General features: G+C 50.2%; 24 protein-coding genes and 1 riboswitch. Of the genes, 11 read left to right on the forward strand and 13 right to left on the reverse strand.

Annotated elements, in window-relative coordinates; all coding sequences use genetic code 11:
* Nucleotides 1-77 precede the first annotated feature (77 nt).
* Nucleotides 78-1,247, reverse strand: coding sequence for a methionine adenosyltransferase (gene metK, locus ACM67B_RS09245; RefSeq protein WP_416189370.1), 1,170 nt, complete (start codon nt 1,245-1,247; stop codon nt 78-80).
* Between the two features lie 172 nt (nt 1,248-1,419).
* A riboswitch (SAM-I-IV-variant riboswitch) is annotated at nt 1,420-1,530 on the reverse strand.
* Between the two features lie 154 nt (nt 1,531-1,684).
* On the opposite strand from metK, the gene ACM67B_RS09250 reads away from it, so the two are divergent.
* Nucleotides 1,685-2,563, forward strand: a complete 879-nt coding sequence (locus ACM67B_RS09250) for a lysophospholipid acyltransferase family protein (protein WP_416189371.1) — start codon at nt 1,685-1,687, stop codon at nt 2,561-2,563.
* Nucleotides 2,564-2,621: 58 nt separating this feature from the next.
* On the opposite strand, the gene cysE is transcribed toward ACM67B_RS09250, so the two are convergent.
* Nucleotides 2,622-3,464: a serine O-acetyltransferase gene (gene cysE, locus ACM67B_RS09255; protein ID WP_416189372.1), complete on the reverse strand. Its 843-nt coding sequence runs from the start codon at nt 3,462-3,464 to the stop codon at nt 2,622-2,624.
* Nucleotides 3,465-3,658: 194 nt separating this feature from the next.
* Between cysE and grpE the strand changes: the two genes are divergently transcribed.
* On the forward strand, nt 3,659-4,285 hold the full coding sequence (gene grpE / locus ACM67B_RS09260) for a nucleotide exchange factor GrpE (RefSeq protein WP_416189373.1): 627 nt from the start codon (nt 3,659-3,661) through the stop codon (nt 4,283-4,285).
* A 320-nt stretch (nt 4,286-4,605) separates the two neighbouring features.
* Nucleotides 4,606-6,534 carry a molecular chaperone DnaK gene (dnaK, locus tag ACM67B_RS09265; protein WP_416189374.1) on the forward strand — a complete coding sequence of 643 codons (1,929 nt, stop codon included), beginning with the start codon at nt 4,606-4,608 and terminating at the stop codon, nt 6,532-6,534.
* Nucleotides 6,535-7,031: 497 nt separating this feature from the next.
* Here dnaK and ACM67B_RS09270 read toward each other — a convergent pair whose 3' ends face one another.
* Nucleotides 7,032-8,432 carry a DEAD/DEAH box helicase gene (locus tag ACM67B_RS09270; protein ID WP_416189375.1) on the reverse strand — a complete coding sequence of 467 codons (1,401 nt, stop codon included), beginning with the start codon at nt 8,430-8,432 and terminating at the stop codon, nt 7,032-7,034.
* Nucleotides 8,433-8,640: 208 nt separating this feature from the next.
* The gene (locus tag ACM67B_RS09275; protein WP_416189376.1) at nt 8,641-9,420 is read right to left on the reverse strand and encodes a FadR/GntR family transcriptional regulator; all 780 of its coding nucleotides are present in this window, start codon (nt 9,418-9,420) and stop codon (nt 8,641-8,643) included.
* Between the two features lie 349 nt (nt 9,421-9,769).
* Between ACM67B_RS09275 and ACM67B_RS09280 the strand changes: the two genes are divergently transcribed.
* Entirely contained in the window at nt 9,770-11,413 is a 1,644-nt protein-coding gene (locus ACM67B_RS09280) for a lactate permease LctP family transporter (protein ID WP_416189377.1), read from the forward strand.
* 79 nt (nt 11,414-11,492) lie between these two features.
* Nucleotides 11,493-11,711: a hypothetical protein gene (locus ACM67B_RS09285; RefSeq protein WP_416189378.1), complete on the forward strand. Its 219-nt coding sequence runs from the start codon at nt 11,493-11,495 to the stop codon at nt 11,709-11,711.
* Nucleotides 11,712-11,804: 93 nt separating this feature from the next.
* Here the strand turns inward: ACM67B_RS09285 and ACM67B_RS09290 are convergent, their stop codons facing one another.
* Nucleotides 11,805-12,455 carry a GrxB family glutaredoxin gene (locus ACM67B_RS09290; RefSeq protein ID WP_416190558.1) on the reverse strand — a complete coding sequence of 217 codons (651 nt, stop codon included), beginning with the start codon at nt 12,453-12,455 and terminating at the stop codon, nt 11,805-11,807.
* A gap of 182 nt (nt 12,456-12,637) precedes the next feature.
* On the opposite strand from ACM67B_RS09290, the gene ACM67B_RS09295 reads away from it, so the two are divergent.
* Both ACM67B_RS09295 and ACM67B_RS09300 read left to right on the forward strand, forming a co-directional pair.
* Nucleotides 12,638-14,848, forward strand: a complete 2,211-nt coding sequence (locus ACM67B_RS09295) for a RelA/SpoT family protein (RefSeq protein WP_416189379.1) — start codon at nt 12,638-12,640, stop codon at nt 14,846-14,848.
* 213 nt (nt 14,849-15,061) lie between these two features.
* Entirely contained in the window at nt 15,062-15,838 is a 777-nt protein-coding gene (locus tag ACM67B_RS09300; protein WP_416189380.1) for an MOSC domain-containing protein, read from the forward strand.
* Between the two features lie 68 nt (nt 15,839-15,906).
* Here the strand turns inward: ACM67B_RS09300 and ACM67B_RS09305 are convergent, their stop codons facing one another.
* Entirely contained in the window at nt 15,907-16,041 is a 135-nt protein-coding gene (locus ACM67B_RS09305; RefSeq protein WP_095501619.1) for a DUF3149 domain-containing protein, read from the reverse strand.
* A 183-nt stretch (nt 16,042-16,224) separates the two neighbouring features.
* Complete coding sequence (gene dxs / locus ACM67B_RS09310; protein WP_416189381.1) at nt 16,225-18,108, reverse strand: 1-deoxy-D-xylulose-5-phosphate synthase; 1,884 nt, start codon at nt 18,106-18,108, stop codon at nt 16,225-16,227.
* A gap of 180 nt (nt 18,109-18,288) precedes the next feature.
* On the opposite strand from dxs, the gene ACM67B_RS09315 reads away from it, so the two are divergent.
* Nucleotides 18,289-18,864: a hypothetical protein gene (locus ACM67B_RS09315; protein WP_416189382.1), complete on the forward strand. Its 576-nt coding sequence runs from the start codon at nt 18,289-18,291 to the stop codon at nt 18,862-18,864.
* 71 nt (nt 18,865-18,935) lie between these two features.
* On the opposite strand, the gene ACM67B_RS09320 is transcribed toward ACM67B_RS09315, so the two are convergent.
* From ACM67B_RS09320 to ACM67B_RS09335, 4 genes are all read right to left on the reverse strand, one after another.
* A complete protein-coding gene (locus ACM67B_RS09320) occupies nt 18,936-19,709 on the reverse strand; it encodes an IS3 family transposase (RefSeq protein ID WP_416188878.1) in 774 nt (257 codons plus the stop codon).
* 23 nt (nt 19,710-19,732) lie between these two features.
* Nucleotides 19,733-20,089: a helix-turn-helix domain-containing protein gene (locus ACM67B_RS09325; RefSeq protein WP_416188879.1), complete on the reverse strand. Its 357-nt coding sequence runs from the start codon at nt 20,087-20,089 to the stop codon at nt 19,733-19,735.
* 81 nt (nt 20,090-20,170) lie between these two features.
* On the reverse strand, nt 20,171-21,073 hold the full coding sequence (xerC, locus tag ACM67B_RS09330) for a tyrosine recombinase XerC (protein ID WP_416189383.1): 903 nt from the start codon (nt 21,071-21,073) through the stop codon (nt 20,171-20,173).
* A 2-nt stretch (nt 21,074-21,075) separates the two neighbouring features.
* On the reverse strand, nt 21,076-21,504 hold the full coding sequence (locus ACM67B_RS09335) for an acyl-CoA thioesterase (RefSeq protein WP_416189384.1): 429 nt from the start codon (nt 21,502-21,504) through the stop codon (nt 21,076-21,078).
* A 218-nt stretch (nt 21,505-21,722) separates the two neighbouring features.
* Between ACM67B_RS09335 and fba the strand changes: the two genes are divergently transcribed.
* Nucleotides 21,723-22,787 (forward strand): class II fructose-bisphosphate aldolase, encoded by a 1,065-nt coding sequence (gene fba / locus ACM67B_RS09340; RefSeq protein ID WP_416189385.1) that lies wholly within the window; start codon nt 21,723-21,725, stop codon nt 22,785-22,787.
* 155 nt (nt 22,788-22,942) lie between these two features.
* Here the strand turns inward: fba and porB are convergent, their stop codons facing one another.
* Together porB and truA are read right to left on the reverse strand one after the other, a co-directional pair.
* Nucleotides 22,943-24,082, reverse strand: coding sequence for a trimeric porin PorB (porB, locus tag ACM67B_RS09345; RefSeq protein WP_416189386.1), 1,140 nt, complete (start codon nt 24,080-24,082; stop codon nt 22,943-22,945).
* Between the two features lie 334 nt (nt 24,083-24,416).
* Nucleotides 24,417-25,235, reverse strand: a complete 819-nt coding sequence (gene truA, locus ACM67B_RS09350) for a tRNA pseudouridine(38-40) synthase TruA (RefSeq protein ID WP_416189387.1) — start codon at nt 25,233-25,235, stop codon at nt 24,417-24,419.
* 333 nt (nt 25,236-25,568) lie between these two features.
* Between truA and ACM67B_RS09355 the strand changes: the two genes are divergently transcribed.
* Nucleotides 25,569-25,862, forward strand: coding sequence for a YciI family protein (locus tag ACM67B_RS09355; protein WP_416189388.1), 294 nt, complete (start codon nt 25,569-25,571; stop codon nt 25,860-25,862).
* Between the two features lie 2 nt (nt 25,863-25,864).
* Entirely contained in the window at nt 25,865-26,134 is a 270-nt protein-coding gene (locus ACM67B_RS09360; RefSeq protein ID WP_416189389.1) for a BolA family protein, read from the forward strand.
* Nucleotides 26,135-26,136: the final 2 nt, after the last annotated feature.

Consider the following 26,136-nt stretch of genomic DNA (forward strand, 5'->3'; position numbering starts at 1 on the left):
AAAATAATGCAGCTATTGTATAAGAGAAAAGGCCGTCTGAAAACATAAGTTTCAGACGGCCTTTGCTTATTTCATCATTAAAGACCGGCAGCGGCTTTCAATGCTTGCGCCTTGTCGGTACGCTCCCAAGTAAACTCAGGCTCTTCGCGGCCGAAGTGGCCGTAAGCTGCTGTTTTGCTGTAACGCGGATGCAGCAAGTCCAACATTTGCACAATGCCTTTCGGGCGCAGGTCAAAATGTTCGCGAACTAATTTAATCAAATCGGCTTCGCTGATTTTGCCGGTGCCGAAAGTGTCGATCGAAATCGAAGTCGGCTCGGCCACGCCAATGGCGTAAGACACTTGAATTTGGCATTGGGTCGCCAAACCGGCGGCCACAATATTTTTCGCCACATAGCGACTGGCGTAAGCGGCAGAACGGTCAACTTTAGACGGGTCTTTGCCGGAGAACGCGCCGCCGCCGTGTGGTGCTGCGCCGCCGTAAGTATCAACGATGATTTTACGGCCGGTCAAACCGCAGTCGCCTTGCGGACCGCCGATGACAAAATTACCGGTCGGGTTAATCAGGTATTTGGTTTCATCGGTCAGCATTTCAGACGGCAACACCGGCTTGATGATGTGCTCGATCACGGCTTGGGTTAATTCTTCGTGGCTGATTTCCGGATCGTGCTGGGTGGACAATACCACAGTATCGATGCGTTTCACTTTGCCGGTTTCGCTGTCGTACACGCAGGTCAATTGGGCTTTGGCATCAGGGCGCAACCACGGCAGGCGGCCGTCTTTGCGCAATTCGCTTTGGCGTTGCATCAGGCGGTGGCTGTAGTAGATGGCAAACGGCATCAATGTTGGGGTTTCGTCACAGGCATAGCCAAACATCAAGCCTTGGTCGCCCGCACCCTGGTTCAAATCAATGCCCTCGCCTTCGTTGACACCTTGGGCGATGTCAGGCGATTGTTCGCCGTAGTTCAACACCAATTTAAAGGTATCAGCCGCAAAGCCCCACTCGGGATTATTGTAGCCAATGCGTTTCACGGTGTCGCGCGCCACTTGCTCGTAATCCACTTTGGCGTTGGTAGTGATTTCACCGGCCAATACGCACAAATCAGTGGCCACCAAGGTTTCCGCCGCCACGCGTCCGGTTGGGTCTTGCGCCAAAATCGCATCCAAAATCGCATCAGAAATTTGGTCGGCCACTTTATCAGGATGGCCTTCGGATACAGATTCAGAAGTAAACAAAAATTCGCTCATTACTCATTCTTTCTTTTTTAAAATAAGCCGTTAAGTTTTCAGACGGCCTATTTACTGACATCATCAAACGGCAAAAATCATAGCAGTTTTTGCCCGATCTTGCTATCCAAATAAGAACTTTTCTTATTTAAATGCACGGAATTCGTTTGTAACAGACAAAAAAATTCCCGCATTAAGCGGGTTTGGATTGCTCTGGCGAGCCACATCGGTCTGACCGACCGTCCACCTTACCTTTCCTATGAAAAGCAGGTTGGCATGGAATTCCCAACTCTTAATGCAGCGCGAATGATAGCAAATCTGCGCCTGCATGACAAGCCGACGCGGCGTTTTGCCTCTATACTTTCAGACGGCCTCCTCATGGTTGTAGCATTGGATATTAGGCGACTGCCCCAATTTCCATTACAATCGAGTCAATACTCTTACGCTTCTCTCTATATATGCACACTTTGGTCACACTACTTTTCAAATGCTTTGCCGCCCTGCCGCTGCCGCTGCTGCACGCGCTGGGCAACTTTTTGGGCAGCGTGGCGTTTTATTTTTTAAAAAGCGACCGCCAACGCGTGCGCGCCAACATGCGCCAAGCCGGTTTGCAGCTCGATGACAAGATGATTCAAACCGTGTTCCGCGAAACAGCCAAAGGTGGCTTGGAACTGCCCGTGGCTTTTTTCAGACGGCCTGAAGAGATTGAAACGCTGTTTCAACAAGTCAATGGCTGGGAACACGTTCAGACGGCCTTGGATAACCAGCAGGGCTTGCTCTTCATCACACCGCACATCGGCAGCTATGATTTGGCCGGACGCTACATCAGCCAGCAATTGCCGTTTCCGCTAACCGCTATGTACAAACCGCCAAAATTCAAAGCCGTCGATGCCGTGATGCAAGCCGGTCGCGTGCGCGGCAAGGGCAAAACCGCGCCGACCAATATCCAAGGCGTGAAGCAGGTCATCAAAGCCCTGCGCGCTGGTGAAGCCACCATCGTACTGCCCGACCACGTGCCCGCGCCCGAAGAAGGCGGCGACGGCGTATGGGCCGATTTCTTCGGCCGCCCTGCCTACACCATGACGCTGGCGGGCAAACTCGCCCAAGTCAAAGGCGTGAAAGCGCTGTTTTTTGTCGGCGAACGCTTACCCGACGGCCGAGGATTTACACTGCACATCGAACCGCTGCAAGGCGAATTCAACGGCGATAAAGTCCACGATGCCCGCATCATCAATCAAAACGTGGAATATTGGATTCAACGTTTCCCAACGCAATATTTATTTATGTACAACCGTTATAAACACCCTGCCGGTGCGCCGCAATCGCCGCTGGAATAAACCATATAAAAGGCCGTCTGAAAAACTTGTTTTCAGACGGCCTTTACTATTTCATTCATCAAATCACAAAATCCGCACCCGACAATTCGATATGCTGGTTCATATCCTGCGACGGCACTTTAGACGAACGGCCAATCGGTTTGGCCGGTACGCCGACCACGGTAATTGACGACGGCACATCGGCCACCACCACACTGCCCGCGCCGATTTTAGCGTTTTCACCGATGCGGATATTACCCAAAATCGAAGCGTTCGCACCAATCATCACGCCGTCTGAAACTTTCGGGTGACGGTCGCCGCATTCCTTGCCCGAGCCGCCCAAAGTCACGCCGTGCAAAATGGAAATATTGTTGCCCAACACAGCAGTTTCACCGGCCACGAAACCGGTGGCGTGGTCGAGCATCAGGCCGTGGCCGAAACATGCCGCAGGGTGAATATCCACGCCGAACACTTCCGACATGCGGTTTTGCAGGAAATAAGACAAAGTTTTGCGGCCGTTGTTATACAGCCAATGGTTGATGCGGTGTGCCTGAATGGCGTGGAAACCTTTGAAATAAAGCAGCGGCAGCGAATATTCGTCACACGCGGGGTCCCGCTCGTAAATGGCCTGCAAATCTTCTTTCACACTGTCGATAATACGGCCGTCGTCAGCAAGGGCTTGCAGACAGATTTCGTTCAACGCGCGCACGTCCATAATCGGGCTGCCGAGTTTGCTGGATAAATGAAACGCCAACACGGCATCAAGTGAATCGTGGCGCAACACGGTTTGATGCAGGAAACTGGCCAACATCGGTTCGGCATTGGCCGCAGCGGTGGTTTCTTCGAGAATCGCTTTCCACAAATCGAAATCGCGGGTATTGAGATGGTCTTTTTTCGGAGGGGCGGACGTGATTTTTTTCATGATACAACAGGCCGTCTGAAACTGGTAAAAGCGTTATCTTACCGTTTTCATTGAATTTATCATAGCCAATTCGCAGATAAATTTATAACCAAAAGTTCTCTTACAGATTTAAAGGTTATTTGGCTTGAAATTTTTTCAGACGGCCTTATATGCGATTTATTAAACCATTCCCTGTTGAACGAAGGATGTCGGACATGACTGAACAAAACCCAAACATCGAAGAAGAAAAAGTAGAAACTCAAGCAGTGCAAGCCGCTGATGCTGCTGCCGAAACTGAAGCCGCTGATGCTGCTGCCGAAACTGAAGCCGCTGATGCTGCTGCCGAAACTGAAGCCGTTGAAGCCGAAGCCGCACCTGAGCCGACCATGGAAGATTTGCAGGCGCGTATTGAAGAGTTGGAAGGCCAACTCAAAGACGAACAATTGCGCGGCTTGGCCAACGAGCAAAACCTGCGCCGCCGTCATCAGGAAGAAATCGCTTCCACCCATAAATTTGCCGGTCAAAAATTCGCCGCTGAAATGCTGCCGGTGAAAGACTATTTGGAAATGGCTTTGCTGGATCAAAGCGGCAATTTTGAAGCCTTGAAAATGGGCGTGCAAATGACCCTGAACGAATTGCAAAAAGCATTCGACGCGACCCAAATCAAAGAAATCAACCCTGCTGTAGGCGACAAACTCGACCCGCACCAACACCAAGCCGTGCAAACCGTGGTGAGCGAGCAAGAGCCGAACACCATCGTCAATGTGATGAAAAAAGGCTATTCATTGTCTGAGCGCGTGTTGCGTCCGGCCATGGTCGTGGTGGCAAAAAAAGAAGATTGAAAGCACCGCTTGATGCTGTTTATCAAGCATAAAATTTTCAGACGGCCTTATCCTATGCCGGTAGCCAACACACCGCTTTTGGAAAATCATTCCGAACCATCGGAACACGATTCGGATAACAAGGCCGTCTGAAAAATCAAACCAATATTCACAAACAGCCTGTGGATAAATAAATCAAGAACTTGAATTAAATCATAAAAAAATTTCATTCCAAGCCTTGAAAAAAAATTGAACACCCTTATCTACAAGCCAACTGAACAACAAGTTCAAACCAATTCATTAATCAGTAATTTAAATTTTTTACCAGGAGCTATCACACTATGGCAAAAGTAATCGGTATTGACTTGGGTACAACCAACTCATGCGTATCCATCTCTGAAAATGGTCAAACCAAAGTGATTGAAAACGCCGAAGGCGCGCGTACCACCCCGTCTGTGGTTGCCTACCTTGACGGCAACGAAGTATTGGTCGGCGCACCGGCCAAACGCCAAGCAGTTACCAATGCAAAAAACACCATCTACGCGGCCAAACGCTTAATCGGCCACAAATTTGAAGATAAAGAAGTACAACGCGACATCGAAACCATGCCGTTTGAAATCATCAAAGCATCAAATGGCGATGCTTGGGTGAAAGCGCAAGGCAAAGAATTGTCGCCACCGCAAGTTTCGGCCGAAGTATTGCGTAAAATGAAAGAAGCGGCCGAAGCCTACTTGGGCGAGAAAGTGACTGAAGCGGTGATTACCGTTCCGGCTTACTTCAACGACAGCCAGCGCCAAGCCACCAAAGATGCCGGCCGCATCGCCGGTTTGGACGTCAAACGCATCATCAACGAGCCGACCGCAGCCGCATTGGCCTTCGGTATGGATAAAGTATCCGGCGGCGACCGCAAAGTAGCGGTTTACGACTTGGGTGGTGGTACTTTCGATATTTCCATCATCGAAATTGCCGATGTAGATGGCGACAAACAGTTTGAAGTATTGGCCACCAACGGCGACACCTTCTTGGGCGGCGAAGACTTCGACCAACGCATCATCGACTTCATCATTGACGAGTTCAAAAAAGAACAAGGCATTGATTTGAAAGGTGACCCAATGGCCATGCAGCGCGTGAAAGAAGCTGCCGAGAAAGCCAAAATCGAATTGTCGAGCGGTCAGCAAACCGAAATCAACCTGCCTTACATCACCATGGATGCGAGCGGCCCGAAACACTTGGTATTGAAACTGAGCCGCGCCAAATTCGAATCTTTGGTTGAAGACTTGATTAAACGTTCTATCGAACCTTGCCGCATCGCCCTGCAAGACGCAGGCTTGAGCGCAGGTCAAATCGACGACGTAATTTTGGTAGGCGGTCAAACCCGTATGCCTAAAGTGCAAGAAGAAGTGGAAAAATTCTTCGGCAAAGCCCCACGCAAAGACGTGAACCCAGACGAAGCCGTGGCGGTTGGTGCCGCGATTCAAGGCGAAGTATTGGGCGGCGGCCGCAGCGATGTATTGCTGCTCGACGTGACTCCGTTGTCTTTGGGTATCGAAACCATGGGCGGCGTGATGACCAAGCTGATTCAGAAAAACACCACCATTCCGACCAAAGCATCACAAACCTTCTCTACCGCCGAAGACAACCAATCGGCTGTAACGATTCATGTGTTGCAAGGCGAACGTGAGCGTGCTTCTGCCAATAAATCATTGGGTCAGTTCAACTTGGGCGACATCGCACCGGCACCACGCGGTATGCCGCAAATCGAAGTCACCTTCGACATTGACGCCAACGGTATCTTGCACGTTTCCGCCAAAGACAAAGGCACTGGCAAAGCTGCCAACATCACCATTCAAGGTTCTTCAGGCTTGAGCGAAGAAGAAATCGAACGCATGGTGAAAGACGCGGAAGCCAATGCGGAAGAAGATAAAAAACTGACCGAATTGGTCGCTTCACGCAACCAAGCCGAAGCCCTGATTCACTCAGTGAAGAAATCTTTGGCCGACTACGGTGACAAACTGGATGCCGATGAGAAAGCCAAAATCGAAGAAGCGTTAACCGCTGCCGAAGAAGCCGTAAAAGGCGAAGACAAAGCCGACATCGACGCCAAAGCCGAAGCCTTGGGCGCTGCCAGCCAAAAACTGGGCGAAATGGTTTACGCTCAAGCACAAGCCGAAGCCCAAGCAGGTGAAGGTGCAGCACAAGACGGCGCAGCGAAAAAAGACGACGATGTGGTTGACGCCGATTTTGAAGAAGTGAAAGACGACAAGAAATAAGGCCGTCTGAAACCGAATCAATCATGACACAAACGCGAACCTTTTTAGGTTCGCGTTTTTTTATTAGCCAAAGAGTTTTGCAAAAATCTCAGCCAGTCGTTTTTTCAGTCTGTCTGAAAAAACGACTGCTCTTCAAAATAAGTTAAATACATTTCATCCGTTTAACCCAATACCGTCATAAACCCACATTTCCCCACAAAGAAAACGGTCAAGCATAAACGAACAACCCAGCAGAAAAAACTGTTACTGCCGGTAAAGTCACCGCCTCCAAAAAGCAGCCAAGAAAAACGGGACTCAGGTAAAATATACGCGTCACCACGCAAAACTATAATATATAGCCGTTTAAGGCAAAGCAGCAGCGTCAGCCGTAAATACCCAATACATAATGACGCCGGCAACGCAGTGTATTTTTAAACGGCTATACATATCATAAACAGAGGCCGTCTGCATACTTTCAGACGGCCTCTGTTGATGATGACTTAACCTTAAATGTTTTCTTACTGACTATCCAAACCAAAATTCGGCTGGAGTAAGGCACAAGGTTGACGCTCAAAACGACTACGGCGGCGACCGGCAATCTTACCGCAAGCCACACCTGAATTTTTTTTGTCCGTACGCACTTTATCTTGGCGCTCAGAGCGGTTATGACGTTGGTATCGCTCATTACGCGAACCGCGCTCTTTACGCTCATCATCACGGCCACGGCTGTCGAACGGCTTACGTTGCGTTTCTACCGCTTCACCGCCCCACCACGCCGGCTCGAATCCCTCAATCCGCTCTACCGGCAAATCATTACCGATTAATGTCTTAATGGATTCAAACATTTTTTGTTCGGTTTTGTCCATCAGTGAAATCGCCACCCCGTCGGCACCGGCGCGGCCGGTACGGCCGATACGATGTACATAATCTTCAGCTTGGCTAGGCAACTCATAGTTGATCACAAACGGCAATTCAGCAATATCCAACCCCCGTGCAGCCACATCAGTGGCCACCAACACGCGCAGGCTGCCTTCTTTAAATGCATTGAGTGTTTCCAGCCTTGTCTGCTGGGATTTGTCGCCATGAATCGACTGGGCAGCAATTTTTCGGCGCACCAAATCGCGGGTCACTTGATCCACGCTTTGCTTGGTTTTGCAGAACACAATCACTTGGTTCATATTCAAATCAACAATCAGCCGCTCCAACAAATTGCGCTTCTGTATACCGTCAACCGCAATGATGTGCTGCTCGACATTGGCATTGGTGGTGTTTTGCGCCGCCACCTCTACCAATTCCGGCGCATTCATAAAATCTTGCGCCAACTTGCGAATCGGCGGCGAGAAGGTAGCAGAAAACAGCAAAGTTTGGCGCTGCTTCGGCAGCATCTGCATGATTTTGCGGATGTCGTCGATGAAGCCCATGTCCAACATGCGGTCGGCTTCGTCCAACACCACGATTTCGACTTTGTTTAAATTGATGTTTTTCTGTTTCACATGGTCGAGCAAGCGGCCAACGGTGGCCACCACAATTTCGCAACCGGCGCGCAGCTCGGCGGTTTGCTTGTCCATGTTGACACCGCCGAACAATACAGTATGGCGCAAAGGCAGATTTTTAATATAGCCCGTCACATTTTGGTCGATTTGGTCAGCCAATTCGCGCGTCGGTGTCAACACCAGCATACGTACCGGATGCATCGCCGGCGAAGTGCTGGCGGTCGCATAGCGTTTCAAACGCTCTAGGCTCGGCAGCATAAATGCAGCAGTTTTGCCGGTGCCGGTTTGCGCGGCGGCCAGCAAATCGTGTCCGGCCAAGGCTTTCGGAATGGCAGCAGCCTGAATCGGTGTCGGGTTTTCATAACCTTGCTGGCTTAAGGCAGAAACAATTTCGCTCCCCAAGCCCAAACTTGCAAATGGATTCATAGACGTCTCTTTCTGTTTCAGACGGCCTATTTCTTAAGGCCGTCTGAAAAAAGGAATCAGGATAATAGAGTGAAGCCGCAACGCGGAATGTCTGCGGCTGAATAAAGAATAGAAGGTGAATTATGCCACAAAATGCATCCTACTCCCATCTGAATCAACGACAATACCCAAGAAGCCGCAGAATACTGTAAAAGGCAACCCGATCTTTTTATGACCAGTCTTTCACTTTATCTAAATCATACTGTGCCAAAGTATCGGCATGCTCGCGCCGGCTTTGGTATTCCCTCCCCTCACGGATGCGTTCGGACACAAAGTTCAAATGTCGGCGGGCCGTATCGGCAGCTTGTTGTGCATCACCTGCCTTGATCGCTTCATACAAGGCGCGGTGATGTGCCATTAAAGTCGGGCGCGGATTACACGCATGATCGGCATGAATAATGTCACTGCGGGTCTGTTCATACAACATTTTCAGCAGGCCGGCCGATAAATGGCTGAACAAAATATTGTGTGCGGCATCGGCGATGGTTTGGTGAAACGAATAATCCGCCTCGGCCTGATGATCAAGATTGCCCTCGCGACAGGCCGTTTCAAAATTTGCCAGCCAAAATTCAATGCGTTTCAAATCGGTATCGGTGCGCCGTTGTGCGGCCAACGCGGCCATACAGCCCTCGATATGGCAGCTGAAATCATACACATCATGTTCCCAATTGGAATGTTTCCCTAAAATATCCTGCCAACTTTGCAAAAAATCCTGCTGCGGTTTGGCAGAAACATAATAGCCATCTCCCTGTCTGGCTTCCAATACACCCCGCGACACCAAAATATTCAGTGCCGTGCGCACCGACGGCCGTGATACGCCGAATTCTTCTGCCAACATACGTTCTGAGGCCAAGCGGCTGCCTTCTACATATTCGCCTGCAGCAATACGCTCTTCCAAGATGGTTAAAATTTGGTCGCTGACTTTCTGCGGCCTGACAAATTTATGCATGATTATTCCGTTAAATAACTGTTGTGTGTGGTGTATTGAGTGTGCAGCGATTCTACTGACTGCCAATATTTTGCGTCAATATCTGATCGAATGAATGTTATTTGGATACATAGCTTTCCCCAATTGGTCATTTATTTCATCTGCATTTATTAATTTTAATTTTTTTCAGTCATTTATATACGTACTTTTCCTACATGCCCGCCCATTGTCGATTTCCTCACAAAAAAACATTCAAAAACGGTTTGACCATTTTTTTAAATCATTGTTAAATTACCTAAACTTGTTTTAACAAGCTGGATGACCAATAAAAATATTTGACGGTATTTTGATCTATTTGGAGAACAATCACATGGAAACGTGGATTCAAAACTATACTGCAGTGGGGGGAAACCTCTACCTCACCGCCGCAATAGCACTACTACCTATCGTCTTCTTTTTCGTCGCTCTGACACTGTTGAAGATGAAAGGCTATATCGCGGGTTTGCTGACCCTGTTAATTGCCCTGGCCGTAGCTGTCTTTGCGTTCGGCATGCCCGCAGGCATGGCCTTTTCTTCTGCATTATTCGGCTTTTCCTACGGAATATGGCCGATTGCTTGGATTATTGTTACCGCCGTTTTCCTCTATAAAATTACCGTCAAAACCGGACAATTTGACATCATCCGTTCTTCCGTAGTCTCCATTACCGAAGACCAACGTTTGCAATTATTGCTGGTCGGTTTTTCATTCGGTGCGTTTTTGGAAGGTGCGGCCGGCTTTGGCGCCCCTGTTGCCATTACCGCGGCACTATTGGTCGGACTGGGTTTTAAACCTTTATATGCCGCAGGTTTGTGCTTGGTCGCCAATACTGCACCGGTTGCATTTGGCGCCATGGGTATTCCGATTTTGGTCGCCGGACAGGTCTCTAATCTTGATCCGTTCCATATCGGTCAAGTTGCCGGTCGCCAATTGCCGATTTTGGCAATCATTGTACCATTTTGGCTGATGGCCATGATTGACGGCATGAGGGGGCTGCGTCAAACCTGGCCGGCCGCCTTGGTTGCCGGGGTATCGTTCGCCGTCACACTCTTTTTCACGACCAACTTTATCGGCCCCGAACTGCCTGATATTACCGCATCATTAGTCAGCTTAATCTGCTTGGCCGGCTTTTTGAAAAAATGGCAACCTAAAGAAATTTTCACTTTTGACGGCATGAAACAGCCGACGCGTAGCCAACCGTCGGAATACAGCAGCGGCCAAATCATTAAAGCATGGTCACCATTTGCTATTCTTACTGTTTTTGTCAGTGTCTGGACCTTAAAAAGCGTCAAATCGGCGCTGTCCTTTGCCACTTTCCAATTTGAATGGCCGGGGCTGCATAATCTGGTTTTGAAAGCCGCACCAATTGTAGATGAGCCGACTCCTTATGCTGCCGTCTTTAAAATTGATGTTTTAGGCGCTGTCGGAACCGCTATTTTGCTGGCTGCCTTGGTTTCAACTGTTTTACTGAAAATGAAACCGGCCGATGCCGTTGCGACTTTTGCCGAAACCATCCGCGAATTGCGGCTGTCGATACTGACCATCGGTTTGGTGCTGGGTTTTGCCTTTGTCGCCAATTACTCGGGACTTTCCTCTACCTTGGCATTGGTATTGGCCGGAACAGGCGTGATCTTCCCATTCTTCTCACCATTTTTGGGTTGGCTGGGGGTGTTCCTTACCGGTTCGGATACATCTTCCAATGCACTGTTCGGTTCACTTCAGGCCAGCACCGCTTCCCAGCTGGGTGTCTCCCCTGAATTGGCTGTGGGTGCCAATGCCATCGGCGGCGTTACCGGCAAGATGATTTCACCACAATCCATTGCCATTGCCTGTGCGGCAGTCGGACTGGAAGGAAAAGAATCCAATTTATTCCGTTTCACTTTGAAACATAGTCTGATCTTCTGTACATTCTTAGGCATACTGACACTGTTACAGGCATATGTCTTGCCTTGGACGCTTATTTTCTTCCATAAGTAAATACCGGCCTGCTGCCATCATACCCGATGGCAGCTTGATACCATCCATTGATTCTTTATCGCCTTAAGGAGTAAACCAAATGAAACATTTATTGATCGTCGCAAGCCTCTTTCCTATGCTGCTCACCGGTTGCTCATCCCTGAAAGAAGAGCCAAATCCGGCACAACAAATCAGTGTGGAGGAAGCCATTGCCCGCTGCCAACAAGCCGCCGGCACCAATACTGACAGCGCCGCGTTTGATGCCTGCATGAAAGACAAAGGCTTCCAACGTAAAGCCGCCGTACCTGCAGCACAGTAAACTTAATCAAAACAAAGGCCGTCTGAATAAGCCGGGCAGAAATCCATGATTTCGCTGCCTTACTTATTCAGACGGCCTTTGATATTTTAGCTTTTACAGTGCGCGGTCAAAATACAAATCGACGCCGCCCGCTTCACTCATGCGCATCAGATAATCCATCACATTTTGCGGCCATTTGATTCCACGTGTCACGGTCAGGTTGCGCAAAATCGGGAACAGCAAAATATCTTCCATCGCCGCTTCACCGTTCACGCCCACACCCTCGTTGCTGATTAAGCCATCAAGCGCCAGTAAATCGGCATTGATGCGCTCAAGATATTGCGCGGTTTTGTTGAGATTGGTCTCAAAATTGCCGATATTCTGCTCTTTTTTATCAACAAAATATTTCACCGCTTCCTGCGTGGCAAACTCCGGCAAACCGATTTTCACCGTGCGCGGCTGCACCAGTTTGTTGTTGTATTCGCCGACTTTGTCCAACCAAGCCTGCAATTCAGGGCGGATGTCTTCTTTCAGGCGGCCTTGATCGGCCTGTTCATCCACATAACGCACAATATCCAAGCTCTCACCCATATATGAGCCGTCTTCTTTCTGTAAAATCGGCACCTGTTTGGCACCAATCATGCCGATCGGCGTGGCTTCGTCATCGTTCATCAAATTTTCCGTTTCCAACGGCAAACCGCGCAAACCGAAAATCATGCGGGCGCGCACGCAAAACGGACAATGATCGTAAATATAAAGTTTCATCATAAGGCTCCAAAAATTAACATGATTACCTTATCACTTCAGGCCGTCTGAAACAAGCATTCGCCTTTTCAGACGGCCTGATTCGGCCGAAAGTTTAGTCTATCAATAGCACCAATAGCTATTATTAACATCCGTCAATCCTGTTACAATGACGTTTCCGTAACCGAATTCTTCCCTACGCCATGAACGGAATCTCCACCACCAGCAACATCGCGCCGAATCTCGAACAATACCGCAGTTGGTTTGCGCCCTATTTGGCCAAACAATCAGAACGCGATGCCCAAATGCTTGAAGCAGCTTTAAAGTTAGCCGAGCAATACTATCCGCATGATGCCTTAACCGCCAGCGGCGAACCTGTGTTGAGCAATCTGATGGGCGCAGCGAAAATGGTGAATGAAATGGATTTGCTCGCCGATGCCGTAGCCGCCACCATTTTGGCCGACATTTCCAACTATTGCGACCATTGGCAGGAAACCGTTACCGAGCAATGCAATGCCACCGTGTGCGAGCTGATCAAAGGCATCGACGAAGTGCAAAAGCTGACCCAGTTTGCCAAGGTCGATAGCTTGGCCACGCCGGAAGAGCGGGCGCAACAGGCTGAAACCATGCGTAAAATGCTGCTGGCGATGGTCACCGACATCCGCGTGGTGTTGATTAAGCTTGCCATGCGCACGCGCACCATGCAGTTTCTCGGTTCGCAGGAAGATTCACCGGAAAAACGCGCATTAGCCAAAGAAACGCTGGATATTTTCGCCCCCTTGGCCAACCGCTTGGGCGTATGGCAGCTCAAATGGCAACTGGAAGATTTAGGCTTCCGCCACCAAGAGCCGGAAAAATACCGCGAAATCGCACAGCTTTTAGACGAAAAGCGCACCGAGCGGCTGGAATACATTGAAAATTTCCTGAAGATTTTGAGTGGCGAACTCGCCAAATACAACGTGCATTTTGAAGTGGCCGGCCGCCCGAAACACATCTATTCCATTTACAAAAAAATGGTCAAGAAAAAGCTCAGCTTCGACGGGCTTTACGACATCCGCGCTGTGCGGATTTTGGTTGATACCGTACCCGAGTGTTACACCACGCTCGGCATTGTGCACAGCTTATGGCAGCCGATTCCGGGCGAGTTTGACGACTACATCGCCAACCCGAAAGGCAACGGCTATAAGAGTTTGCACACCGTCATTGTCGGACCGAAAGACAAAGGCGTGGAAGTGCAAATCCGCACCTTCGACATGCACCAATTCAACGAATTCGGTGTCGCCGCCCACTGGCGCTACAAAGAAGGCGGCAAAGGCGATTCGGCTTACGAACAAAAAATCGCCTGGCTGCGCCAACTGCTTGACTGGCGTGAAAACATGGCCGAAAGCGGCAAAGAAGACTTGGCTTCCGCCTTCAAAACCGAATTGTTCCAAGACACCATTTATGTGATGACGCCACACGGCAAAGTGTTGTCGTTACCGGCCGGCGCCACCCCCATCGACTTTGCCTACGCCCTGCACAGCAGCATCGGTGACCGGTGCCGCGGCGCCAAAGTCGACGGCCAAATTGTGCCGCTTTCCACCGCCTTGGAAAACGGCCAACGTGTAGAAATCATCACCGCCAAAGAAGGGCATCCGTCGGTCAACTGGCTGTATGAAGGTTGGGTGAAATCGAGCAAAGCCATCAGCAAAATCCGCTCGTTTATCCGCCAGCAAAACGCCGATGCCATTAAAGAAGACGGTCGCGCCCAGCTCGACAAGCAGCTGGTGAAAATCAATCCGAAGCCGAATCTGCAAGATTTGTCGGAAAAACTCGGCTTCAAAAAGCTTGATGATTTATACACCGCCATCGGTCAGGGCGAAATCTCACCGCGTGCAATTCAGAAAGCTTGCGGCACGCTGAACGAACCGCCGCCGGTACCGGTGGACGAAACCACCATCGTCAAGCAGTCGAAGATCAAAAAAGGTGGCAAAAACGGCGTACTCATCGACGGCGAAGACGGCTTGCTCACCACATTAGCCAAGTGCTGCAAACCCGCCCCGCCCGACGACATCATCGGCTTCGTCACCCGCGAGCGCGGCATTTCGGTGCACCGCAAAACCTGCCCTTCCTTCCAGCATCTGGCCGAACAATCGCCGGATAAAGTGCTGAACGCCAGCTGGGCAACCTTGCAGGAAGGCCAAGTCTTCGCGGTGGACGTGGAAATCCGCGCGCAAGACCGCAACGGCCTGTTGCGCGATGTGTCCGATGCTTTGGCGCGCCACAAACTCAACGTCACCGCCGTGCAAACACAAAGCCGCGACTTGGAAGCCAGCATGCGCTTTACGCTGGAAGTGCGCCAAGTGAACGACTTACCGCGCGTGTTGGCCAGCCTGACCGATGTCAAAGGCGTATTGAGCGTGACACGCTTGTAAAAAACAATCAGGCCGTCTGAAAGATTATGCTTTCAGACGGCCTGAGACCTTTGTAAAACTTCAGATTTGAGGACAGTTCAAAGTTAGAGCAGCACAGAAAGCGCAGACATATCACTTAGATAGGCAAGCTTTCGAGCAGCGCATAACGAAGAAATGTGCCAAAGATGAAGATTTTGCAAAGGTCTCGGCCTTAATTCTTCAGGAACCTCCATCATGCGTTTAACCGACATTCACCGCTACCCCGTCAAATCCATGGGTGGCAATGTGCTGACCGAATCCGATATCACGCCGCAAGGCCTGCCGCTTGACCGCGAATGGCTCATCACCGCCCCCGATGGCAATATGCTTACCGCACGAAAATATCCGACCATTCTGCTGTGGCAGACCGCAGCCGATTCAGACGGCCTCACGCTTACCGCGCCTGATGGCAGCCGCCAAACGGTTTCGGTGCAAGCAATGAATCAGGAAAGCGAAGTCACAGTCTGGAAAGACCGCTTTGCCGCATTTACCACCGACCATGCCGTTAATGCTTGGTTGAGCGAGCAAATCGGTACCGAAGCGCGCCTGCATTGGCTGGGAAAACACAGCCGCCGTGTCTTGGCGCATTCGCAAACGCCGCTGTCTTTTGCTGATGGCGCGCCTTATCTGTTGACCCATACCGCTTCATTGGCGGAACTGAATACTTATCTTGACGAGCCCGTCGAAATGGCGCGTTTCCGCCCGAATTTCACGATTAATGGCGGTAAGGCATTTGAAGAAGAACAATGGCAACGCATCCGCATCGGCGAAGTTGAATTTGAGCATTTCAAACCCTGCGTCCGCTGCGTGATGACTACGGTAGATTTGGTTTCAGGCCGCCGCCATCCGCAGCAAGAGCCGCTTTCCACCCTTGCCGTTGCCCGCAAAGCGATTTTCGGCATCAATCTGGTGGCGCTCAACCCGGGCCGCGTGCATATTGATGATGAAGTGGAAGTGTTGTCGTGGTTGTAAAGACAAAGGCCGTCTGAAACACGTTCAGACGGCCTTTCTTTTGAATGGTTTGTTTCCTTTTGCTGCCATTACAGCTTGGCAGATTTATCCGCCTGCTTTTTCACCCAGAAAAACAAAAACGCTGCAATCACACAAATCGACAATAAGGTGATTAACGACAAAATGCCCACAGGCGATTTAAAGAGTTCCGCAAAGACTTCCATTTTTCATTCCTTCTTAGTTGGGGAGTGTTGCAAACCATTATAGCCCGACCATGCCATTTAGCTTTGATAAAAGTCAAACTTACTGATTTAAAAAAGCTTATGCGAAACTTATATACAATCCTCACATACAAAAAGGCCGTCTGAAATATCATCTTTCAGACGGCTCTTCTCCTTATCAGCAAACTATGCTGCCAACCATTCGCCTATGCGCTTTTCCATCGCGGCGGCGCTCAAGCCCAAATCGTCGAGCAGCTTGGCCGGATCACCGTGTTCGGTCACCATATCGGCCACGCCCAACACCAGCACAGGCTTGCAGATTTTGTGTTTCGCCAATACTTCCAGCACCAAGCTGCCCGCGCCGCCTTGTTCGGCGTTTTCTTCTACGGTCACCAAATAATCGTGCGATTGCGCCAATTCAAGAATCAAGGCTTCGTCAATCGGCTTCACAAAGCGCATGTCCGCCACGCTGGCATCGAATGCTTCGGCAGCTTTTAAGGCAGGCTGCACCATGCTGCCGAAAGCGATGATGGCGGTTTGTTTGCCTTCGCGGCGCAACACGCCTTTACCTACTGGCACGGTTTCAAGGCCGTCTGAAACGGCGGCGCCGCAACCGCTGCCACGCGGATAACGCACAGCAGTCGGTGCATCCAGCGCGTAACAGGTCGAGAGCAGCAAGCGGCATTCGTTTTCGTCGCTCGGCGCGGCAATCACCATATTCGGAATGCAGCGCAAGAAGCTCAAATCATACAAACCGGCATGGGTCGGCCCGTCGGCGCCCACCACACCGGCGCGATCGATGGCAAACATCACCGGCAGATTTTGCAGGGCAACATCGTGCACCAATTGGTCGTAAGCGCGTTGCAGGAAAGTAGAGTAAATCGCCACCACCGACTTCACCCCTTCGCAAGCCAAGCCACCGGCAAAGGTCACGGCGTGCTGCTCGGCGATGCCGACATCAAAATAACGCTCGGGGAAACGCTGCTCAAATTCCACCAAGCCGCTGCCTTCGCGCATGGCCGGGGTAATCGCCACCAAGCGCTGATCGGCTGCCGCTTGGTCACAAATCCATTGACCGAAAATTTCGGTATAGGTCGGTTTGGCGGTAACCGGTTTGGCTTCGGTAACTTGCGTTTGCGGCTTGGCGGATACGGCGTGGTACTTCACCGGATCGTTTTCCGCCAGCTTGTAGCCGTTGCCTTTTTTGGTGATCACGTGCAGCAATTGCGGGCCTTTTTTGCCGCGCAAATCCTGCAATACGTCCACCAATTTTTCCACATTGTGGCCGTCCACCGGCCCGGTGTATTCAAAACCGAAGTTTTCAAATAAAGAAAGCGACTGCTTCACATGGTCGGCTTCGCTGGCCATGCTTTTGATTTTGTGTTCGACTTTTTGCGCAATTTCCATCGCGCCGGGTAATTTGTCTAAGACCTTGCTTGATTGCGCCTTAATGGTCGAGAGCAAGCCGTGCATGTCGCGCACCACGTTGCTGGCCAAGTATTTCGGCAACGCGCCGACATTGGGCGAAATCGACATTTCGTTGTCGTTGAGAATCACCAGCAAATCCACGTCCATATCACCGGCGCAGTTTAAGGCTTCAAATGCCTGCCCTGCCGTCATCGCACCATCACCGATAATCGCCACGCTGCGATTCGGCGAGCCTTGCAATTTATCGGCAATCGCCATACCGAGTGCCGCCCCAATAGACGTCGATGAGTGCCCCACGCCGAAAGTATCGTATTCCGATTCGCTGCGCTTAGGAAAACCGGCCAAGCCGCCGTATTGGCGGATGGTGTGCATACGGTTGCGGCGGCCGGTCAGGATTTTGTGCGGATAGCTTTGATGGCCGACATCCCACACCAGCTTGTCATCGGGCGTGTGGTACACATAATGCAGCGCAACTGTTAATTCGACTGCCCCCAAATTGCTGGCGAAATGGCCACCGGTTCGGACAACCGATTCCAGCAAAAAAGTACGCAATTCGTCGGCCACTTGCGGCAACTGGTCTTTATCCAGCGCGCGCAATTGTTGCGGCTGTTCGATGAGGTCTAATAATGGGGTATGGCTCATGGTGTGTTTTGGGGTGACTTATTGGTGTAATGAAGAATTATAGCAAGACTTTAGCTGATTTATCAGTCTAATTTTACAGGCCGTCGGAAAAAGGGAAAACGGCCGCTTTTTCCCTGTGTCGTGAAAGTTTTGCCGCTTCATGCTAGACTGTCGGCAACGTTTACCGAATAAGTGTTTGATATGTCAGCAATGAAATTTTTCTACTCTCTGCCGCTGCTGCTGGCGTTGGCAGCCTGTTCGCCTTCCGAGCCGACCAACACGCCGGCGGCGGCATCGACACCAAAAGCCGCATCAACGGTGGAATACACCGAAATCACCGCAGCTTCAATGGCTTCCGCTGCTACAGCCCCTGAAGCTGCTGCATCTGAAGCAGCCGCATCAGCGACCACCACTTTTGCAACGATTCCGCTTTTAGGCGGTGAGTTAAGCGTGCAAAGCCAAGCCAAATGGCAAAGCTACACTTGCGAAGAAAATCAAAAAATCGATGTGCGCTATTATCAAAGCGATGCCGGCGCCACTGCCCAAATCCGCCATCAAGGCGTAAACATCAGCGCGCCTTACAGCCCTGAATTGAGCGATGAAGATTTGAGCGCATTCAGCAACGGCGAATTAACGTGGACCATTGCCAATTTCGTACAAACCGATTTTTATCAGGAAAGCGACGGTTTCCTCGTGCGCCATGAAAAGATTGAAGGCACCGACGAAGAAGGCATCGTCGATCATTTGTTGGTACAGGGTTGCATGCCTGCCCAATAATGGCCCATCATTCAAAGGCCGTCTGAAACTCTGAACTGTCCCCCAATTCTTGGACAAATTAAAAATCTTTCTCAAACAGCCTGTTCAAGCTGGGTCCTGTAAGCCACAGGACTCAGCTTTTTTAAATTCAAACTAATACGTTCATAATTGTAGTAACGTATGTAATCATCTATCACTTTGGTCAACTCTGCCACCGATAACACACCTTCCTGATAGAAGCTTTCCACTTTTAATGTCCCGAAGAAACTCTCCATCGGTGCATTGTCCCAGCAATTCCCTTTGCGCGACATGCTCTGCACAATGCCTTTCTCCGCCAGCTTTTCCCGATAAGCCTGAGTTCGGTAAAGCACACCTTGGTCAGAATGCAGCAGCGGGGTCTGCCCTTTCAGACGGCCGAATGCCTTATCCAGCATCTGCATGACCATCTTGCTGTCCGGCTTTCTACTGAGCTCATAAGCCACAATCTCACGATTGAATACATCCAATATCGGCGATAAGTACAGTTTGCCGTCGGTGCATTTAAACTCGGTCACATCGGTCAACCATTTATCTCCCGCTTTATCAGCAGTGAATGCACGCTTAAGGATGTTTTTCGACGTCTCTCCTATAACTTGCGGACGATAGGATTTTTTGTTGCGCACTTTGGCTTTCAAACCCAATAATCCCATAATACGCTGCACTTTCTTTTTATTCCACGATAATACAGCTCCAATCCGCCGTTGGCCGTAGCGACCTTTGTGTTGGTGATAAACTTCACTCACCGCCGCTTTGGCTTCCATATCGGGATCGGATTTACCGATGTGGTAGTAGAAACTGCTTTTGGGTATGCCGGCACTGTGCAACAAGTATTTCAGCAGGTGCTTCGCCCTCAGCGTTTGAACGGTTTCGCAACTTTGGTGGCGTTCTTTTCGTTGAGGGCTTTCATGTGCTTTAGGTAGTCGATCTCCGCCCTCATGTAGCGTAACTCTTCAATCAGCTCTGCCTGAGTTTTTTCATGGTCGGGTTTGTCGACGATAAAGGGATTGTTGCGTTTGGTCTGCGTAGTCTTCATAAGCGTAGCCTGTGGGTGCTGAAGTGCGGCTATACCGCCTTGACGGTAGGCGGCAATCCAACGGCGCAGGTGGGTGCGTGAGACGTTGAAATGGTCTGCGGTACGCTGTTGGCTGTGCACTTGATGGTAATGGAGTACGGCTCGGTATTTGAAGTCTAGTGTATATTTGGACATAAGAAAACTGCACCTTTTTAAGTTGGGGGGAAGTGTCCAACTTTTGGGGTGCAGTTCACTCGTTTCAGACGGCCTTTGCTTTTATGTTTCGTTTTTCCGTTTGGCACGCGGATGCGCTTCATCATACACTTGCGCCAAATGGTCGAAATCGAGCTTGGTATAAATCTGCGTGGTGGAAAGATTGCTGTGCCCCAACAATTCCTGCACCGCCCGAATGTCACGCGAGGCTTGCAACAAATGGCTGGCATAGCTGTGGCGCAGCATGTGTGGTGACAAATGTTGTCCGTTGCCCTGCTGTACCGCCCATTGCGCCAAACGCTTCTGAATCTGCCGTTGCCCCAGACGTTTGCCGTTTTTGCCGGTAAACAACGCCGTTTCACCGTCAGCCGCAACACGCACAGGCAAATAAGCCGCAATCGCTTCACGGCTTTTCTGCACCAGCGGCACTTGGCGCTGCTTGTTGCCCTTACCCGTTACGCTCACCCACCCCTCATCCAGCAACACATCATCTAAATTTAAATCATGCACTTCACTCAAACGCAGGCCGCTGCCGTAGAGTAACTCAAACACCGCACGGTCGCGCACGGCCAAATCGGAATCATCGTCATCGTTATCCAGCCAGTGATTGAGCGGCTCCTGCTGCAAGGCTTTGGGCAGACGTTGCGGCGGCTTGGGCGCCTTTAAATTTTGGGTCGGATCTTTTTCCAGCAAGCCGTGCCGCATCAGCCATGCACAATATTGCCGCCAAACTGATAATTTACGCGCCAAGCTGCGCTCGCCCAAATTTTGCTGCGACAGTTTTTTTAACGCCGCCACCATATCTGCGCGGGCAATGTCTTCGCTTTCAGACGGCCTTGCTGCCAGCAAATCATGCAATTGCGCCAAATCGCGCCGATAGGCAGTAAGCGTGTGCGCCGACTTGCCTTGCTGTTGCAAATCTGCCAAATAGGCATCTTGCTGCGCGAAAAATTGCGCCTGTTTCATGTTCAGACGACCTCCAAGGCTGCTTTTAGCGATTCAGGCAAGCGGCAGACGCGTTGCGCGGCGTAATCAAAACACACCATGCCGGTTTGCACGCGGGCGATTGATTTTTGGTCCGACACCTGAATCAAGTGATAAAGCAGCGCAAAGCCGCTTTTGCCCACATCCGCCGCGCCCATGTCGATACGCAAATCATCTCCGTGATGCGCCTGCGCCAAATACTGCACCGCCGCATCGGCCATAATCAACCCCGCACCGCCCACGTCCAACTCGCTCCAGCCCTGCTGCTTCAGCCAGCGCATACGCGCTTCATGGCAAAGCCGCAGCACAGCATCATTGGCCAAATGTTGGCCGTAATTGATGTCGCCGATTTGCACAGTCATCTGCGTGGTAAACAAAATATCATCAGGCGCGGCTACTATAATTCGCGGCATAGGATTCCTTTGTCATTTCAGACGGCCTTTATCGAACCATTATTATCTACTATCTTACGCTAATCGCAAATATTTACCGATAGTTTGCTTGAAGCCAAATTCATCTCAAACGAATGTTATTAATATATGAAATGCATGTAGCCTTATGTAGTCTTTTAAGAAAAAAGCGATTATAATTTGGCTATCGTTTATTCCCACACTACCTTTAGGAGATTCTTATGGCTCTTGTATCCATGCGCCAACTGCTTGATCATGCCGCAGAAAACAGCTACGGCCTGCCGGCATTCAACGTCAACAACCTCGAACAAATGCGCGCCATTATGGAAGCGGCCGACCAAGTCAATGCACCGGTCATCGTGCAAGCCAGTGCAGGTGCGCGCAAATATGCCGGCGCGCCTTTTTTACGTCATTTGATTTTGGCCGCCGTTGAAGAATTTCCACATATTCCGGTGGTGATGCACCAAGACCACGGCGCATCGCCTGACGTTTGCCAACGCTCGATTCAATTGGGCTTCTCATCGGTGATGATGGATGGTTCATTGATGGAAGACGGCAAAACACCTTCTACTTACGAATACAACGTTGACGTCACCCGCACCGTTGTCAACTTCGCCCATGCTTGCGGCGTATCGGTTGAAGGCGAAATCGGCGTATTGGGTAACTTGGAAACCGGCGAAGCCGGGGAAGAAGACGGTGTCGGCGCGGTCGGCAAACTGACCCACGACCAAATGCTCACCAGCGTGGAAGATGCGGTGAACTTTGTGCGCGACACCGGCGTGGATGCTTTGGCGATTGCGGTTGGCACCAGCCACGGCGCATACAAATTTACCCGTCCGCCAACCGGCGACGTATTGCGCATCGACCGCATCAAAGAAATTCACGAAGCCCTACCGAACACCCACATCGTGATGCACGGCTCAAGCTCCGTACCGCAAGAGTGGTTGAAAGTCATCAACGAGCATGGCGGCAACATCGGTGAAACTTATGGCGTACCGGTAGAAGAAATTGTGCAAGGCATTAAATACGGCGTGCGCAAAGTCAACATCGACACCGACTTGCGCTTGGCTTCAACCGGCGCCATCCGCCGCTTTATGGCCGAAAATCCTGCTGAATTCGACCCGCGCAAATACTTGGCCAAAACGGTTGATGCCATGAAACAAGTCTGCATTGACCGCTACCTGGCATTTGGTTGCGAAGGCCAAGCCGATAAAATTAAGCCGATTTCGTTGGAAAAAATGGCGGAAAAATACGCCAAAGGCGAATTGAACCAAATCATTAAATAATGCTTTAATCAACTGATAGGCCGTCTGAAATATTTCAGACGGCCTCTTATCTATTGAGCGCAAGCGATAGCAAGCACAAATATCATTCAGCTTACCCAACAATAAAAAAGAGCCTGCGTAAGCAGACTCTTTTCTTTTAAACTAATCGGTTTAGATTAGAATTTGTGACGCAAACCAACCATACCGGCAGTAGTTTCAGTTTTGTAGTCGCCTTTACCAGCACGCAACCAACCTGCAGATACCAATGCGCTGGTACGTTTAGAGAAGTCGTAGTCAGCACCAACGATTACTTGGTTGTATTCAGTAGCTTTACGTTGGTCTTGATCTAAGTTAGCGCCTTTAGCTTTGAAACCGTGAGCGTAAGAAACGCGTGGAGTTACGTTACCGAAGCGGTAGCCAACAGTCGCAGCAGCTTCGTGTTGTTTCAGACCAACTGAATTGTCTTTAGCAGCATCGTATTTATCGTTGTTTTGCAATTTAGCGATGTAGCTGTCGTAGCTATCCCAACCATTGGTGTATTGGTAGCCCAAAGCAGCGATCAGGTTGTTGGCATCGTAACCTACTACGGCACGGTGGATTTGACCTGATTTGCTTTCGCCAGACTCACGTGCTACATAAGCAGAGTGTTTGTAACCGTAAGCATATTGACCGAAGAAACCAGCGTTTTCGTAGTTCAAACCGCCGTAGTAAACAGAGGTATCGCTAGCAGCATCATCACGACCAGTAGTTGGGTTAGTACCACCACTTGCCGCAATGCCACGAACAGTAGTACCGTTGTCACGTGGAGTGTATTGAACGTTGGCGCTGAAACCGCTGTATACAGGGGTGTCGTAACGTACAGATACGGCACGCTCGTCAACACGGGTAAACATGCCCAAGCCCAAAGCTGGGTTGCTGTATTCCCAAGGGTCGATTGCATCGCTGGTGTTTTTCACAGAAGAATCCAATTTACCAGCGCGGATTTTACCGAAGCCACCTTCCAGACCGATAAATGATTCGCGAGTAGCCCAACCTTCATCACCACCGGCTACAGAAGCGCTTTGCTCCAACTGCCAGATTGCATTCAGGTTGTCAGCCAAATGCTCGTGGCCTTTGAAACCGATGCGTGAACCAAAGTCAGCGATTTCGCTAGTAGTATGGTCTTTCTCAGTACGAGTGCTACCATCTGCGTTTTTAGTTTTATATTTAGTTTGACCAACTTCAACACCGGCTTTGATTTGACCGTACAAAGTCACATCAGCCATAGCTGCTACAGGCAAAGCTGCCAAAGTCAGAGCAATCAGAGTTTTTTTCATTGCTGTATTCCTTTTCTATCATGAAAATTAACTTAAGCAGACCGGAAAGAATCCGCTTAGGCCTTACACTTTATCGCTGGAATCAGCGATTCCATGAGTGTCACTATAATTGTTCCCTTCTAAAAAAACAAACTTTATCCGCAACAAAATGCCCAAGCGAAACACGTTATTTTCACCAAACCGCCAAAAAACAAATAAAATATCTTTATAAATCAATATTTAATTATTTTTAATTTTGGTGTGTGTTTTTACAACACAGTTTAGGCTTGTTAGGTTTTGTCGGATTGGGCAAAGCTGCCGCCACGCTGCCGAAGGCAGCAATTGGGTGTGTTGCCTACAGCCAGCAGGGCATGGCGGCTTTGATGATGCCGAATTCTTCCGGATAATCAACCCCGGTCAGATACAGGCCGTCGGGCATAAAGGTTGGCGGCGCTTTCAACCGGCTTTTGGCTGCTATCAGGTCGGCAAAATCGGCCACACTGAGCTTTTGGTTTCCGACATACACCAGCGCCCCCATAATATTACGCACCATATGATGCAAAAAGGCGTTGCCGTGTAAATCCAGCTTGAGCCATTCGGGGGTGCCGCTGATCTCGGCGCGATACAGCGTTTTAATGGGGGATTTGGCCTGACACATCGACGCGCGGAAGCTGGAAAAATCTTGCTCGCCTTCCAATAGCTTGGCGGCCTGTTGCATCAATTCGATATCCAAATCCAAATGCGTCCACCCGACTTTGCCGACCAGCAGCGGCGAGCGCACGGGCGCGGATTGCAGCAGATAGCGATAATGCCGGCCATAGGCATCAAAGCGGGCATGAAAATGCGGGGCAACCGGCTGAGCATGCCACACGGCCACGCCCTGCGGCAAATGGGCGTTGACGCCTCTTATCCAGGCTTGTGCCGGGCGGTGGACACCGGTATCGAAATGCACCACTTGCGCGGTGGCATGCACGCCGGTATCGGTGCGGCCGGCAACAATGACGGAGACGGGCTCGCCGGCAATCCGGCTGATGGCGTATTCTAAGGCAGCCTGAACCGTCGGCACTTCACCTGCCTGCTTCTGCCAGCCGTAAAAGCGGCTACCATCATAGGAAAGGGTTAATGCCCATCGTTGGCGGAATGGCTCGGATACGGGCTTATGGGTGTTGTTCATCAATGACCTTATGTTGTGTCTTATGTTATCTATAGATAAGTTGGCGGCGGATTCATGGTGCCGGCCGGGTCAAACAGCGGGTAAAGGTTGTATTTTAACCGTTTCTCGATTCGGTTCGGTGTTATTTTCTGAATCATCTGCTATCGGCTCAAGGCAAACATTGCGGCTGAGGCGCATGATTTTGGCGGCCTGAACCGCGGATTTGCATCAAAAAGTTTTGACTGTGATAAGATGAATGCTTTCAGACGGCCCCTCTTCTTTAAAAAATCCGTCTGAAGCTCAATCTGCGGTATGGGCGACACCGATGCCGCTTCATTTAAAAAGGATATATTTATGCAATATTTCATGTTATTGGCCACTGATGGCGACGACGTACACGAAGCCCGCATGGCAGCGCGCCCTGACCATTTGCAACGCTTGGAAGCCTTAAAAGCCGAAGGTCGCTTGCTGACCGCCGGCCCGAATCCTTTGCCAGATAATCCGGAACGCGTTTCCGGCAGCCTGATTATTGCGCAATTCGAATCGCTGGATGCGGCGCAGGAATGGGCAGAAAAAGATCCTTACGTCGATGCCGGCGTGTATGAAGAAATTTTAATCAAACCGTTTAAACCGGTGTTTGGTCTGTAATCATGGATATGCAGGCAGAAATTGAAGGCCGTCTGAAAAGCTTGAATTACCAGCTTTTTGAATTTGAAGACGAAAGCCATCTCCACATCGGCCACGCGGGTAACAAAGGCGGCGGGCATTATGCAGTTGTGATTGTGAGCGAAGCCTTTCGCGACGTCAGCCGTCTCAACCGCCAGCGCATGGTCAAAACCTTATTAAACGATTTATTTTCAGACGGCCTGATTCATGCTTTGAGCATCAAAGCGGCCACCCCTGATGAATATTTCAACTGATT

The sequence above is a fragment of the Neisseria sp. CCUG17229 genome (assembly GCF_047839235.1).
Classification (GTDB): Bacteria; Pseudomonadota; Gammaproteobacteria; order Burkholderiales; family Neisseriaceae; genus Neisseria; species Neisseria brasiliensis.